12 protein-coding genes and 1 pseudogene are annotated in these 14,688 nt (G+C 66.5%); 9 read left to right on the top strand and 4 right to left on the bottom strand.

The features are described from left to right. Window positions 1-106: 106 nt before the first annotated feature. On the top strand, window positions 107-1,114 hold the full coding sequence (locus tag N911_RS0109120; protein ID WP_029896417.1) for an NAD-dependent epimerase: 1,008 nt from the start codon (window positions 107-109) through the stop codon (window positions 1,112-1,114). A gap of 224 nt (window positions 1,115-1,338) precedes the next feature. Further along, window positions 1,339-2,115 carry a ParA family protein gene (locus N911_RS0109115; protein ID WP_029896415.1) on the top strand — a complete coding sequence of 259 codons (777 nt, stop codon included), beginning with the start codon at window positions 1,339-1,341 and terminating at the stop codon, window positions 2,113-2,115. Here N911_RS0109115 and N911_RS0109110 read toward each other — a convergent pair. Further along, a complete protein-coding gene (locus N911_RS0109110; protein ID WP_035104625.1) occupies window positions 2,112-2,564 on the bottom strand; it encodes a hypothetical protein in 453 nt (150 codons plus the stop codon). The two genes, N911_RS0109115 and N911_RS0109110, sit on opposite strands and share 4 nt — an antisense overlap. A gap of 103 nt (window positions 2,565-2,667) precedes the next feature. Here N911_RS0109110 and N911_RS0109105 point away from each other — a divergent pair, with 103 nt between their 5' ends. The 6 genes from N911_RS0109105 (at window position 2,668) to N911_RS0109080 (ending at window position 9,806) form a co-directional block, all read left to right on the top strand. Then, window positions 2,668-3,597: a ParB/RepB/Spo0J family partition protein gene (locus N911_RS0109105; protein ID WP_029896411.1), complete on the top strand. Its 930-nt coding sequence runs from the start codon at window positions 2,668-2,670 to the stop codon at window positions 3,595-3,597. After that, the gene (locus tag N911_RS0109100; protein WP_051694125.1) at window positions 3,594-4,883 is read left to right on the top strand and encodes a PP2C family protein-serine/threonine phosphatase; all 1,290 of its coding nucleotides are present in this window, start codon (window positions 3,594-3,596) and stop codon (window positions 4,881-4,883) included. Before N911_RS0109105 ends, N911_RS0109100 begins: the two co-directional genes overlap by 4 nt. Before the next feature lie 72 nt (window positions 4,884-4,955). Then, window positions 4,956-5,339: a DnaJ family domain-containing protein gene (locus N911_RS0109095; protein WP_029896406.1), complete on the top strand. Its 384-nt coding sequence runs from the start codon at window positions 4,956-4,958 to the stop codon at window positions 5,337-5,339. 196 nt (window positions 5,340-5,535) lie between these two features. After that, a complete protein-coding gene (locus N911_RS0109090) occupies window positions 5,536-7,329 on the top strand; it encodes an SLC13 family permease (protein WP_051694124.1) in 1,794 nt (597 codons plus the stop codon). 31 nt (window positions 7,330-7,360) lie between these two features. After that, window positions 7,361-8,323, top strand: a complete 963-nt coding sequence (locus tag N911_RS0109085) for a calcium/sodium antiporter (RefSeq protein WP_029896403.1) — start codon at window positions 7,361-7,363, stop codon at window positions 8,321-8,323. Window positions 8,324-8,381: 58 nt separating this feature from the next. Beyond that, on the top strand, window positions 8,382-9,806 hold the full coding sequence (locus N911_RS0109080; protein WP_029896401.1) for a ferredoxin reductase family protein: 1,425 nt from the start codon (window positions 8,382-8,384) through the stop codon (window positions 9,804-9,806). An 18-nt stretch (window positions 9,807-9,824) separates the two neighbouring features. On the opposite strand, the gene N911_RS0109075 is transcribed toward N911_RS0109080, so the two are convergent. Further along, window positions 9,825-11,522, bottom strand: a complete 1,698-nt coding sequence (locus N911_RS0109075) for a bacteriohemerythrin (protein WP_029896399.1) — start codon at window positions 11,520-11,522, stop codon at window positions 9,825-9,827. Between the two features lie 130 nt (window positions 11,523-11,652). Continuing rightward, complete coding sequence (locus tag N911_RS0109070) at window positions 11,653-12,270, bottom strand: carbonic anhydrase (protein ID WP_051694122.1); 618 nt, start codon at window positions 12,268-12,270, stop codon at window positions 11,653-11,655. 126 nt (window positions 12,271-12,396) lie between these two features. On the opposite strand from N911_RS0109070, the pseudogene N911_RS0109065 reads away from it, so the two are divergent. After that, window positions 12,397-12,828, top strand: a pseudogene (locus N911_RS0109065) (YaiI/YqxD family protein); the annotation flags it as partial. Window positions 12,829-12,941: 113 nt separating this feature from the next. Here N911_RS0109065 and N911_RS0109060 read toward each other — a convergent pair. Continuing rightward, the gene (locus tag N911_RS0109060; RefSeq protein WP_029896393.1) at window positions 12,942-14,687 is read right to left on the bottom strand and encodes a solute carrier family 23 protein; all 1,746 of its coding nucleotides are present in this window, start codon (window positions 14,685-14,687) and stop codon (window positions 12,942-12,944) included. Between the last annotated feature and the right edge of the window lies 1 nt (window position 14,688).

The following is a 14,688-nucleotide window of genomic DNA, read 5'->3' as shown; positions in this document are numbered from 1 at the left end:
GCCATCCTGGTCCATTTTCGCTATATCCGGCACGCGCGCCCGGGCGGGAACGTCCGGGCCGATGCAATCCGCAATCATCTCCAATACAATGCCACAAGGACGGCGCATGAAGATCCTCGTCACCGGAGCCGCCGGATTCATTGGCTTTCACCTCTCTCGAAGACTGCTGGATGAAGGCCACGAGGTTGTGGGTCTGGACTGCTTCTCCGACTACTATTCCGTTCAGCTCAAGCGCGACCGCATCAAGCGGATCGACGGCCGCGAGGGCTTCTCCCTGGTTGAGGAGGACATGAATGACCAGGCCGCCATGGAGCGGCTCTTCAGCGACCACTCCTTCGACGCGGTGGTCAACCTGGCAGCCCAGGCAGGGGTGCGCTACTCCCTGGAGAACCCGAAATCCTATGTGAATTCAAATATTTCAGGGTTCCTGCACATCCTCGAGGGCTGCCGGCACAGCGGGGTGGGGCACTTGGTATTCGCCTCCTCCAGCTCTGTCTACGGCTTGAACACCACTATGCCTTTCTCGGTGCACGACAATGTGGACCATCCCATTAGCCTATACGCTGCCTCCAAGAAGGCCAACGAACTGATGGCCCACAGCTACGCCTACCTCTACGGCATCCCTTGCACCGGCTTGCGGTTCTTTACCGTGTACGGCCCCTGGAGTCGGCCGGACATGGCGCTCTTCCTTTTCACCAAGGGGATATTGGAAGGCACGCCCATCAACGTATTCAACCACGGCAAGATGAAGCGAGACTTCACCTTCATCGACGACATCGTCGAGGGCGTGGTGCGAGTCGTCATGAACAAGGCCGCCCCCAACCCCGAGTGGGACGGCGCAGACCCCGACCCCAGCACATCTCCCGCGCCGTACCGCATCTACAACATCGGCAACAACAACGTGGTGGAGCTTGAGCGGTACATCGGGGCCCTGGAGCAGGAGTTGGGCAAAAAAGCCATCCGCAATTACATGGACATGCAGCCCGGAGACGTGCCCGCCACCTTCGCCAATGTTGACGATCTGGTGCAAGATGTCGGCTTCAAGCCGGATACACCCATTGAAGATGGCATCAAAAAATTCGTTGAGTGGTACCGCTGGTACTTTTCTGAATAGCCGCGCGTTCTTCCGCTACTTATGAACAGCCCGGGCTTCGGCCCGGGCTTTTTTTGTGGTGTTGCCAGGTCTTTTCATTTCATTCGATTCCATGTAGCAATTGCCAAATCGCAGTGACCACATGTTTCACGTGAAACAACCATGGGCCGGGAGCGGCCATTGTTTCACGTGAAACATCCTGGGGCAGACCGCGTGCCTGTTTCACGTGAAGCAATGGAGGCTGCATGACCAGACAGATTGTCGTTGCCAACCAGAAGGGCGGGGTGGGTAAGACCACCACGGCTGTGAACTTGGCGGCTTGTCTGGCCGCCATGGAAAAAAACGTCCTGCTGGTTGATTGCGATCCCCAGGCCAACGCATCCAGCGGGCTCGGCTACTACCCCGAAGAAGGTGATCTTGGTCTGTATGATGTCTTTTTTCAATCGGAGCGGGTGCAAGACGCCATTCGCGGCACAGATCTGCCGTATCTTTCCCTGTTGCCGTCCTCGCAGGATCTCGTAGGGGCGGAACTGGAGCTGGCCGACAAGCTCGGCCGTGAATTTTATCTACGCGACATGCTCGAGAGCGTTTCCGGCAAATATGACTATATCTTTCTCGACTGCCCGCCGTCGCTCGGTCTGTTGACGGTCAACGCGTTGTGCGCTGCCACGGAGCTGATGGTTCCCTTGCAGTGCGAATACTACGCGCTGGAAGGAATCGCCCAGCTACTGAAAACATATACCTTGGTGAAAAAGCGGCTCAACCCGAGTTTACGTTTTCTCGGCGTGGTGCTGACCATGTACGACAAGCGCAACCGGCTTTCCAGCCAAGTGAAGAACGAAGTGAGGCGGACTTTGCCGGACCATCTGTTCGAAACGGTGGTCCCGCGCAACGTCCGCCTCTCGGAAGCGCCCAGCTTCGGCAAGCCCGTCATCTCCTATGACATCCGCTCGCCCGGCGCGTCGTCGTACTTGGCCCTGGCCCAGGAGGTGGCCAGCCGTCCTCCGGGGAGGAGGGCCTAGGTGAAGTGGGCCCGGTTGCCGTGGTACACGGCGTTGAGTTTCGGGTCCTTGGTTTCCTTGTGAGGCTGGGTCTCGGAGGTGATCTTGTCCTTGAAATGCTTCTTGATGATCCTGGACTTGCACGCGCGGCAGTGGAACGTGACCTGCCCGCCGAGTCCGGCGCTGGTCATCAGGAACTTGCGCGGTTCGTCCTCCCGCCAGTTGGAGGTTGACTCGCCGCAATGACCGCACTCCACCTCGTAGTTGACCGGGTAGTTGAAGTCCCAATACTGGGTGAGCATGTCCCAGTCCTGCAGTCGCTCGGTGGGTTCCGGCTCGGGCTGGTCCGCTTGCCGCGAGGGAAGGTGCGGCCGGACGTGCGGCTCGATCTTCTCCCAGAGCTCGGGGCTGATGAACACCCCCTGGAAGTTTTCCGAATCGTCGAAGAGAAAAAGGGCAGGCGCTTGCACAGGCGTCTCCTTGGTTCTGGTAGCAAAGCCGTCCCGGAGGTCTCCGGGACGCCATTTCAAATGAGGCCTTGGCCGCGATCTGTCAAGGCGGAGGGAGCACGACATGCCTGAACCCCGAGGACTCGGCAGAGGACTGGAGGCGCTGCTCGGCGGCGATTCCGACCACACGGAAGTCGAATCCCAGGCCAGCGGCGACGTCCGCAGCCTGCCCGTGCGGTCGGTGGAGCCCAACCCCACCCAGCCCCGCCGCTCCTTCGATCAGGAGGCGCTGCGCGACCTGGCCAACTCCATCCGCCATCAGGGCGTGCTGCAGCCCATCCTGGTGCGGCGGGTGGAAGGCCGCGACAAATACGAACTTGTGGCGGGCGAGCGCCGCTGGCGCGCCACCCAGATGGCCGGGTTGACCAAGATTCCCGCCCTGGTACGCGACCTCGACGACAACGAGGCACTGGCCATCGCTCTTATCGAGAACCTCCAACGCGAAGACCTCAACCCCATTGAAGAGGCGCGCGGGCTTAAGGAATTGCAGCAAAGGTTAAGCCTGAACCAGGAGAAGCTGGCCCAGCGGGTGGGCAAGAGCCGATCCGCCGTGGCCAACACCCTGCGGCTGCTCAGCCTGCCGGAGAGCGTGCAGGGCGACATGCTGGAGGGCGGGCTGACCGCTGGCCACGCCCGGGCGCTCATGGCCGTCACCGACCCCGACGCCCAGCGAACCCTCATGGACCGCATCATGAACCTCGGCCTCTCCGTGCGCCAGGCCGAGGCCCAGGCCGCCTACTACCGCACCGAGGGCGATTTGCCGGAGGAGGGGGCCACCGTGCGCGTACGCAGCTCCTCGCCCAAGTCCTCGTCGCCAAAGGAAAAAGACCCCCAGCTGGACGAGGCCGCGGACAAGCTCGCCCAGGCCCTGGGGGTCAAGGCCACCGCCTCGGGCAGCCGGGAGAAGGGGCGCATCAGCCTCTATTTCGAGTCCCCGGAGCAACTTGCCGAGCTGGTGGAGCGGTTGACGGACGGGATGGCGGAGGCGGAGTGAACACCGCCCCGGAGCGGTTGGCGGGGCGGCTTAAGCACCTCATCGCCGCCTCCTGGCGGCTGGCCGAGGTGGACTCCCGCCACCAGCTCCTTGAAGAGCTGCTCGACCTGGCCCAGGAAGTGGTGGAGGCCGAGGCCTCGGCCATCCTCCTGTACAACCCCAGGCGCGACCTGCTGGAGTTCGCCCACGCCCGCAACGACGTTCTGGGCAGGGCGGCCGAGGACGTCCTCAAGCGCAACATAGCCCTCAAGCCAGGCGAGGGCCTGGCCGGATGGGTGGCCCAGAACCGCCAGCCCGCCCTGGTGGCTGACGCGGCCTCCGACCCCCGCTTCTTCACCGGCGCGGACTCGTCGACCGGCTTCGTCACCCGCTCCGTACTCTGCGTGCCCATCCTGCACGACGAGGAGCTGCTCGGCGTTCTGCAGGTCATCAATCCCAAGGCCGAGTCCGCCTTCACCGATGAAGACCTGGAAATCCTGTCCAGCTTCGGCAACCTGGCCGGGGTGGCCATCATCCGCTCCCGCCTGCTGGAGGACCGGCTGGAACAGGAGCGCATGCAGGCCCAGCTGGACGCGGCCTCGCGCATCCAGACCCAGTTCTGGCCGACCCTGCCCGAGCTTCCCGGCGACAGCCACGTTTACGCCGCTACCATTCCAGCGGTTTCGGTTGGCGGCGACCTCTACGACTGCATTTCCCTGGCCGACGGCAGCCTGCTGGCCTACGTGGCGGACGTGGCGGGCAAGGGGCTGCCCGCAGCCCTGGTCATGGCCGCGCTGTGGTCCCGGTTCCGCAGCGAGGCACGTCCCGAACGCGGTCTGCCGGACCTGTTGGCTGCCCTGAACCGGTCCATGCATGAGCTGCTGCGCGGTTCGCTTTTTGTGACCATGGCTGCGGCCCGCTACCATCCGTCCGTCGGTTCCTGCGAACTGGCCGCCGCCGGGCATGCTCCGCCGCTGTATTTTCGGCACGGCATGATCGCGGAGGTCGTGGGCATCAGGGGGATTCCGCTGGGTGTGCGGCCGGATGAGGAATACGGACGGACCAGCGTGCGGCTTGAGACGGGTGACAGCCTGCTTTTCTGCACAGACGGCGTGAGCGAAGCACGAAACGATGCGGGGGAGTTGTTCGGCGAGGATCGCATCCAGGCCCACGCGGCCAACCTCGGCCGTCCGCCCTTCGGTCCCGGACTGGTGGAGCGGGCCCGTATCTGGCAAAGCGGAGACAGGGCCCGCGACGACCTCACCGTGCTGGAAATCTGGCGGGGACTTGCCAACGAGCCCGGCTGATCGCACTATCGAGAGTGAACGCGGGAGGGCGCATGGTGCGCGCTCCCGCAGGCAACCCGGCTTGACCAGATCATGTTTGATCCCATCCAGACCATCGCCGAAGAACGCATAAGCGAGGCCGAAAAGCGGGGCGAGTTCGACAATCTCCCCAAGCGCGGCCGCCTCAATCTCGACGACTATTTCCGCGTTCCCGAGGAGTTGCGCATGGCCTACACCGTGCTCCGCAACTCCGGCCACATCGACGAGAGCAAGGACCCCTCCAGGGACATCCAGACATCCCGCGACCTGCTGGAGCACCTGGACGACGAGGGCGCCAAGCAGCGCCAGTTGCAGCGTCTGGACGTCATCGGAAATAAAATCGGGCAGATACGAGGCGAGCCCCTGCGCGTTGACGAGGACTCGGGCTACTACGCCAAGGTCACGAGCCGCGTGGAAGTGCGCAAGAAGGGAAAGTAGTTCCCAAGACGTCGGGTTGCTGACGCTTTTTCCACGTAACCCCTTGTCATAACAGATACCATGCGGCGGACCAGGCTGACGCCGGACAAGGCCCGCCCGTCGATTGACCCGGCGCGGAACAGCCCCGCGCCCTGTCCCCGTCCCATCCCTTCGCTTCATTCGGTGATTCTGCTATGCAGGGGGCGGGAGAATCCGCATGTCCGATCCCTCGTTCACTTTCGAAATGGCTCTGACCTTCGGCGTTGTGGCCGTGGTGGTCCTGCTGTTCCTTTCGGACAGGCTGCGGGTGGACGTGGTGGCGGTGCTGGCCATGCTCTCGCTGCCCTTCCTGGGCCTCATCCCGCCGCGCGAGACCTTCCAGGGACTGGCCTCCAACGCGGTGGTGTCCATCATCGCGGTCATCATCATGGGCCGGGGGCTGGACCACACCGGCATCATCAGCCGCACCGTGCGGCCCATCATGCGGCTGGCCGGGGGGCGCAAGCGGCGCATCGTGCTCATCTTCTCGGTCACGGTGGCAATCATCTCCTCCTTCATGCAGAACATCGGCGCGGCCGCGCTCTTTTTGCCCGCCATCCAGCGGCTTTCGCGGCAGGCGGCCATCCCCATCTCGCAGATGCTCATGCCCATCGGCTTCGCGGCCATTTTGGGCGGCACGGTCACGCTGGTGGGCTCCAGCCCCCTCATCATGCTCAACGACCTGCTGCGGCCGTACGACCTGGCGCCCTTCAATCTCTTCAGCGTCACCCCGGCCGGGCTGCTGCTCATGGGCGGGGGCATCCTCTTCTTCATGCTCTTCATGGGGTGGGTGCTGCCCAAGAGCAAGGACGGCGAAGTGCGGGAGCAGGTGGACCCGCTGCATTTCTACCCCGAACTGAACACCTTGCGGGAGATGGTCTATCCGGCGGACGCGCGCAACGCCCTGCGGGTCATGGACCTCTGCGACGTCTACAACATCCACGTGGTGGCCCTGCGGGAGCGGGAGGAAAGCGGGGTGCTCCTGCCGCCGGACAGGGAGATGCACATCCCCCCCGGCGCGGTATGCGCGGCCTACGGCACGGAGGAGAAATTCGCCGAACTGGCCAACGACCTGGGCTTCACCGTGCGCGAGCCGCGCGAGCTGGCCAGGGAGTTTTCCAGCGACCTGGCGGGCGTGGCCGAGGGGGTGGTCTCGCCGCACTCCGCCTTCCTGGGCAAGACCCTGGCCCAGGTGCGCTTCCGCCACAGCCACCGGCTGGCTCCCCTGGCGCTGTCACGGGGCGAGGAGGTGCACTACACCGGGCTGGGCCGCATGGTTCTGCGGCCGGGCGACACCCTGCTCATGCACGGCGCGTGGGAGAGCTTCAAGGCCATGCGGCCCAAGCGCGACGTGCTCTTCGTGCAATCGCTGGACTTCGAGGTGCTGCACCCGCGCAAGGCCCTGGCCGCGGTGAGTTGCTTCGCCCTGGCCACCCTGCTGGTCATTTTCTCCGGCCTGCCGCTGTCGGTGAGCCTGATGACGGGCGCGCTGGGCATGGTGCTCACAGGCGTGCTGACTATGGAGGAGGCCTACAGGGGGGTGGACTGGCGCACGGTTTTTCTGTTGGCGGGCCTCATCCCCCTGGGCGTGGCCATGCAGCGCACGGGCGCGGCGGCCTGGCTGGCCTCGTCCCTGTTGGGGCTGGCCGGGCAGCCGCCGGACTGGCTGTTCTTCTTCCTGCTGGGGCTCATCTCCACGGTGCTCACCCTGGTGGTCTCCAACGTGGGTGCGGCCGTTCTGCTGGTGCCCCTGGCCGTGGACATGGCCACGGGCCTGGGCATGGACCCGCGCCTAGCCGCCCTGGTGGTGGCCCTGGCGGCCTCCAACTCCTTCATGCTGCCCACCCACCAGGTCAACGCCCTGTACATGGGGCCGGGCGGCTACCGGGCCGCGGACTTCATGAAGGCGGGCGCGCCGCTCTCCCTGGCCTTCCTTGTCCTGCTGACCCTGTACGCCGTGGCCGTTTCCTGAACCACAACAGACACGCAACGGAGCAGGCTCCATGTTCTTGCCGCTTGTGGCCGTCCTGGCGGGCCTCGTCATCCTGGTTTTCAGCGCGGACCGCTTTGTGGCCGGGGCTTCGGCCACCGCTGGACACGCGGGCATGTCGCCGCTGCTCATCGGCATGGTGGTGGTGGGATTCGGCACCTCCGCGCCGGAACTAGTGGTCTCCGCCCTGGCCGCCTCCCAGGGCAATCCCGGTTTGGCCCTGGGCAACGGCTTCGGCTCCAACATCGCCAACATCGGCCTCATTCTGGGGCTCACCGCTCTGGCCAGGCCGCTGACCATGCACTCCAGCGTGCTGCGCAAGGAACTTCCCATCCTCCTCGGCGTCACCGCCCTGGCCCTCATCCTCCTGGGCTACAACAACGCCCTCACCAGGGCGGACGCAACCGCGCTGCTGCTTGTGTTCGCCGGACTCATGGCCTGGACGATCCTCGCCGGGCTGCGCTCGCGCGGCGACAGCCTGCGCGACGACGTGGAGGCGGAGAACCTGACGCGCATGCCGCTGAACCGGGCGGTGTTCTGGCTTGTGGCCGGGCTGCTCCTGCTCATCGGCGGCTCGCGCGTGCTGGTCTGGGGCGCGGTGGAGGCGGCCCGCTACCTTGGCGTGGGAGAACTGATCATCGGCCTGACCATCGTGGCCGTGGGCACCTCCCTGCCGGAGCTGGCCTCCTCCCTGGCAGCGGCGCGCAAGGGAGAGAGCGATCTGGTGCTGGGCAACGTTCTGGGCTCCAACCTCTTCAACACCCTGGCGGTGGTGGGGTTGGCCGGGGGCATCGAGCCGCTGGGGCTGTCGCCGGAGTTTCTGGCCCGCGACGGTTCCGCGGTCATGCTGTTTACAGCGGCGCTGTTCCTCTTCGGCTGGCGTTTTGGCGGGCTGGGACGCATCACCCGCATGGAGGGAGGACTCCTGCTCATGGGCTACATCGCCTACACCCTGGTGTTGCTGGGCACGGCCTGAGCGGGGGAGGGGCTCCACCGCCTTGCCGTAGAGCGGCATTGCCGGTACACCTGCCACAATGCGGAACTATGCGCGATCCAACCGGGCCGTCTGGCTGGCGGCCCTGACAGCCCTGCTGGTGCTGGCCGTGTGGCTGACCGGCAAATGGCTGCACCAGGACTGGTTCGACAACCCCTGGAAATACCCGGCCAAGGCCGCTTCACTGACCTCCACCACCCTCATGTGCTGGGCGCTGCTTCTGGCCACCCGTTGGCGGCCGCTGGAGCACTGGCTGGGCGGTCTGGACAAGGTCTACCGGGTCCACTCCAAGCTGGGGCGCTGGGCCTTCTACATTATCCCAATCCACCCGTTCTGCCTGGCCATGGACCGGCTGCCGGATGGCGGAGCGTTCCTGTCCGTGCTGCTTTTCCGCGTTCCCCAGGGCGACCGCTATCTCTGGGGACAGAACGCAGGGGCCGTGGCCTTTCTGCTCATGGCCCTGCTGGTGGCGCTCACCCTCTGGTGGCGGCCGGCCTACCACCGCTGGAAGAAGAGCCACGAGTTCTTCGGGCTGGTCATCGGGCTGGCGGGGCTGCACGTCTGGCTGGTGGACGCGGACGTGGCCGCCTATCCAGGGCTGCGCTGGCTGTTCTGGGGAGTGCTGGCCGTGGGACTGGCCTCTTTCGTTTCCATCCGCTTGCTCTATCCCCGTTTCGGGCCGCGCTACCGGTACCGGGTGCAGCACGTGGACCTCATCGGCGACGTGCTGGACATCACCTTCGCCCCAAAGGGCCGCATGATGGACTTCCTGCCCTCGCAGTTCGTCTACCTGGTGGTGGACAAGCCGGGCATTCCGCCGGAGCCGCATCCGTACTCCATCGCCTGCGGCTACAATCTGCAGGCTCGGTTCAAGCTGGGCATCCGCATGGTGGGCGATTACACCAGCACCCTGGACGCGCTGGGCAAGGGTGACGAGGTCACGGTCTACGGTCCTTACGGCCGTTTCTCCGAACCCTTCCTCTTCGATCATCGAGACTGCGTGTTCATCGCCGGGGGCATCGGCATCACGCCGTTTCTGGGCATGTGGCATGTGGCCCTGCACTCGGAGGAAGGGTTGCTGGACGGCCAGGCCCCGGAGATTCTGCGCCGCCACCATCCGGAGCTGGTGCGCACCTGGCGGTGCCCCCGGGTGTCGATGTTCTACGTGTGCCGGGACGCGGAACAGGCCAGCTTCGACAAGGACATCCGCCGCGAGGCCGTGCTCAGCCGCTTTCACGGTTTCAGGCGGCTGGAGGAGCGCGGTCACCACTACGAACTGTATCTGTCCTCGGAGAAGGGGAGGTTCACGGCGGAGTACGCGGACAGCCGCGTGGAGGGCGGCCTGCGGGGCAAGCTGGTCTTTCTCTGCGGGCCGCAGGATATGATGAACGCCATGATCGAGCAGTTGAAGGCCCTGGGCGTGCCCGAGGGCGACATCTTCTTCGAGGACTTCAGCCTGGTGTGAGCCGGGCCGCGCCGGTATTCAGCGCACGCCGCGCTGGCGCAGGAAGGGGGCGTAGCGCTGGTCCACGCCCATGATGTGCTTCACCAGCCAGTCCTTGAGGAAGTTCATGACGTCCATGGTAACGGTGACCTTGCCCGCCTTGAGGTCCTCCTCGAACTCGCCCACCTTTTCCACGAACCTGCGGTGCGCTTCCTTGTGGGAATCCGCCTCGGGATAGCCGTGCTCAGCGAAAAGGCGTTCTTCGGTGGAGAAGTGCTCCAGCACGTAGCTCTTGAGCCGGTCCACCACGTCCAGGATGACGTCCTTGCCCTCGCGCCGCTGCATGGCCCGGTTCAGTTCGTTGATGAGGTCCACAAGGACCTTGTGCTGGCTGTCGATCTTTTCGATGTCCACGGCCAGTTCGTCGGACCACTGGAAGAGGTCGCCGGAGGCCTCGCCTTCGCCCGAGGCCATGCGTTTGATCATGGCGTCCAGCTCGTCCACCAGGGAGACCATCTCCGCCAGGGCGGAGGCGGAGCGCTCCATGCCGTCCGAGGTCTCCCCGGCCACGCGGGTGACTTCACTCAGGGCGCGGTTGATCTCCTCGGAGGCGGCGGACTGCTCCTCGGAGGCGGTGGCGATGGAGTCCACCTGGGCCGAGGTCTGGCCCACGATGTCCACGATCTCCTCCATGAAGCGCCCCGATTCCTCTGCCGCCTCGGTGGAGTCGGTGATGTCCTGGGCGGCGGCTTCCACCGCCTCCACGTTCTCCTGGGCGGAGGACTGGATGGTCTGGATGACGCCCTCCACCTCTTTCGTGGCGGTCATGGTCTTTTCCGCCAGCTTGCGCACCTCGTCGGCCACCACGGCGAAGCCCTTGCCCGCCTCGCCCGCGCGGGCGGCCTCGATGGCCGCGTTGAGGGCGAGCAGGTTGGTCTGGTCGGCGATGTCGTTGATGACGCCCAGCACCTGGCCGATGGATTCGGCCTGCTGGCCGAGGTCGCGCATGGTCTCGCGCAGCCCCATGATGCGCTCCTCCACGTGCTTGATGGAGGTCACGGCCCGGCGCACGCCCTCCGCGCCGGTGGAGGCCTTCTCGCTTGAGGTCTGGGCGTTGGCCGCGGCGTCCGAGGCGTTGCGGGCCACCTCGGCCACGGTGGAGTTCATCTCCTCCATGGCCGTGGCCGTCTCCTCCATGCGCTGGCTCGTCACCCGCACGCCCTGGTTGACCGACTCCACCTCGCCGGAAAGCTCTTGCACGGACGCGCCCACGCGGTTGGAAATCTCTTCCGCCCGCCCGGCCGCATCGTGCAGGGAGTCGGCCAGCTTGCGCGAGGTCTCCTCCTGCTCCTTGGCCTGTCGCTGCGCCTGGTCGGCCTGCTGGGCACGTTCCTCGGCCTCGCGGGTCCGCTCCTCCGCCTCGCGCCGTCCCTTGGACAGGGCTTCGACCATGGCGTCCAGGCTTTCCGCCAGTTCGCCGAGCTCGTGGTTCATGTCACCATCCAGGCCCTCGGCCCGCTTGCCCTTGGCCAGGTCCGAAGCGCGGGAGGACAGGGCTGTCACCGAGGAGAGGAGCGAGGCGGCCTGGAAGGCGAGCAGGATGGCGGCCAGGGCGGATACGGCGGCCGTCGCGGCGGTCAGCCAGAACGGGGCCCCGCCGAGGCAGGCCAGGGCGGTTCCCGCCGAAGCCGCCACGATGACGGCGGCCAAAGTAAATACACGGGTCTTGATGCGCATGAGATTTCCCCCTCGGACGCGCGGATGAAGCGGGCGGGCGAATCCGGCCCGCCGACGGACAGGGCGGAAGCCCGGATTATAATTTTTCCGACGGCGCGAGTATTCCCCGCTTGTGGGGCGGGGTCAAGGTTCAGGGAGTGCGGGGGGAGGGATCGCGCGGAGGCAGGGTCAGCAGGCGGACGTGCCCGCCGTGGTGTTCCACCAGGGCCGCCAGCAGCCAGACGTCCCCGGTCTCTTCGGCGCGGCGGATGGGGTCGCTGACTTCGCGGATGCGCTCCAGCTGGGCCAGGGCCAGGGTCTCGGCGGCCAGGGATGGGTCGGTGTCGCCGGGGCCTTCCAGCAGGGGCACGATGGATTCCATGATGCAGCCGATGGCCGGGGTCTGGGGCTCGGCCTCGCCCGCCTTGACCGCCTGGGCGGCCTTGACCGCGCCGCAGTCGTCGTGGGCCAGCACCAGCACCAGCCGCACGCCCAGGTGGATGACGGCGAACTCCAGGCTGCCCACCGAAGGGCCCCGGGCCAGATGCCCGGCGTTTCGCACCTCGAAGAGGTCGCCGATGGTCAGGTCGAACAGCTCCAGCGGGGGCACGCGGGCGTCGGCGCAGGTGAGCACGGCGGCCACCGGGTCCTGGGGGGAGGTCAGGTTGCGGTGGTCCTCGCGGAACTCGTCGTGCACGCGGGTTCCGTCCACGAAGCGCCGGTTGCCCTCCAGGAGCTTGTTCAGGGCGTTGGGGGCTGATCTGGGCACGGGGTACGCCTACCCCACAGGGGACCGGAAAGGCAAGAAAATCCCAATGGCCCAAGCCGGGGCTGGACCCCGGTGCGGCCCTGCCCTATGAGGGCGGGGCCGGACAATCCATACCGAAGGAGCGCCATGCACATTTACGCAGACGCGGACGCCCTGCCCAACCCCATCAAGGAAATCCTCTTCCGCGCCGCCGAACGGAAGCGGGTGGGGTTGACCCTGGTGGCCAACAAACCCCTGCACGTCCCCGTCTCGGAGTACATCCGCACCATGCGGGTGGGCCGGGGCATCGACGAAGCGGACGAGGCCATCGCCGAACTGGCGCGGCCCGGCGACTTGGTCGTCACCGCGGACATCCCCCTGGCCGCCAAGGTGGTGGAGGCGGGCGCGTTGGCCCTCAACCCCAGAGGCGAACTCTACACCGCCGACACCATCAAGGGCCATCTGACCATGCGCAACCTGCTCACCGAGCTGCGCGACAGCGGAGTGGAGACCGGCGGCCCGCCGCCGCTGAGCAACCGCGACCGGGAGGCCTTCGCCAACCGGCTCGACGCCTTTTTGCGGAGTGGAGACCGGCGGCCCGCCGCCGCTGAGCAACCGCGACCGGGAGGCCTTCGCCAACCGGCTCGACGCCTTTTTCAGGGAATCATTGGGGGAGTGACGGGCCCTCCCGCCTAGTCCACCGGCACCTTGAAGGAGACGAAGGCGTAGCCGGAAATGTGGATGTGGTGGACGTCCCGGGCGATCTTGTGGAGCATATACAGGCCCAGGCAGTGCATGTCCTCCTCGGTGCCGGGGCTGACCTCGCAGCGGTCGATTTCCTCCACGTCCTCCACCCGCGCCCGCCCGGCGATCTCCACCTGCACGTGGTCCGGCTCCGGCCGCAGGCCCAGCGTCACGGCCCGCTTGCCGCTCTCGCCGCCCTCGCGCAGGTGCGTGACCACGTGGGAATAGACCTCCTCGCAGGCCAGCTCCAGCCGGTTGCGCGAGCGCTGGTCCAGGCCGTACTTGCGGGCCATGCGCTCCAGGTGCTCGGCCAGCCGCCTTGTCCCTTCCAGGCGGGCGGGCAGGCGGATCACGGTCCAGCGCTCCACAAGCAGGTGGTGGATCAGGCTGAGCAGGACCGCTGTCAGCCCGCCCACGGCGTAGCCGTTGCCGGTCAGGGGCTGGATGGATTCGGGGAAGGCGTTGGGGAAGAAGAGCCCGGACTGCACCACCAGTCCCATGACCAGGGAAAGCCCCACGATGAGGCCGCTGCGGAAGTGCAGGCCGTGGGAGGCGGCCAACATGGCCCCGGTGGCGAAGAGGTGGCCCACCAGCACCACCCCCACCGCGCCGATGACCGGCCCGGGGATGCAGGTCATGAACGCCAGGAACTTGGGGCAGAAGCACAGCCCGGCCATGAGCGCCACCCCGGCGATGCCCACCCGGCGGGAGTGCTGCCGGGTCATGCCCACCAGGGGGATGTTGGGCGAGTGGGAGGTGATGGGCAGCCCGCCCAGCAGGGAGGAGGCGGCCGAGCCCAGGCTGGCCGAGACCAGTCCGCCCTGGATGGCTTCGTGATCCAGCCGGTTGCCGGCGGTTTTCTGCAGGGCCATGGCGTCGCCGGTGTACTTCACCCCCGTGACCAGCGAGGCGGTCAGGAAGCTGACCAGCAGCGCTCCGTGCTGGGCCGTGTTCCAGCCAAAGTCTAGTCCGGGACCAACCGAGGGCAGGCCCATCGGCGCCGCCTTGGCCACGGGAGCCAGGTCCAGCAGTCCGGCTGGCCAGGCCAGCAGCGTGCCCACGACCAGCCCGAAGAGCAGGCTCCACGGCCGCAGAATCCTTCCGCCCAGCCATTCGGAAAAGAGCATGGCCGCCAGTGCCGCGCCGCCCACGCCCAGCCGCAGGGCGGCCTCGGTCCCGGCCACCTCCATGTCCCCGGTCCAGATGATGGTGGAGTCCTTGAGCAGCCCGGTCACGGCCAGCATGATGACCACCCCGCCCACGGCCGGGGTGATGACGTGGCGCAACCGGTGCAGGAACATGGCGTAGACCGCCTGCAGCGGCGCGGCCGCCAGCCCCAGGGAGAAGAGCAGGGGCAGCCCCCCCAGGTCGATGGCGTCGTGGGCCGCGGGCAGGAAGGCCCCGGCCGTGGCCATGAACATCAGCCCGCCCAGGCCGATGCTCCGCCCGCGCAGAAGCTGCAGGCCGGTGGCCAGGGCCGCGCCCAGGGCTGTGGCGAAGAAGAGCAGGTTGACCTGGGCTCCGGACAAATCGTGCGCGTGGCCAAGCAGGGAAGGCAGCAGGGCGATGGTGCCGAAAACCAGCAGCACGTGCTGCAGGCCCAGGGCGGTCGCCTTGCCCCAGCCGGGCGGCGGAGAGGGCGGACGGCCGTCTTTCTCCACAGGGGCGAACGCGTGGGCGATGGTTTCGGACACG

It is taken from the genome of Desulfohalovibrio reitneri, assembly GCF_000711295.1.
Classification (GTDB): domain Bacteria; phylum Desulfobacterota; class Desulfovibrionia; order Desulfovibrionales; family Desulfovibrionaceae; genus Desulfohalovibrio; species Desulfohalovibrio reitneri.
This window is presented reverse-complemented; position numbering and strand designations above follow the sequence as displayed.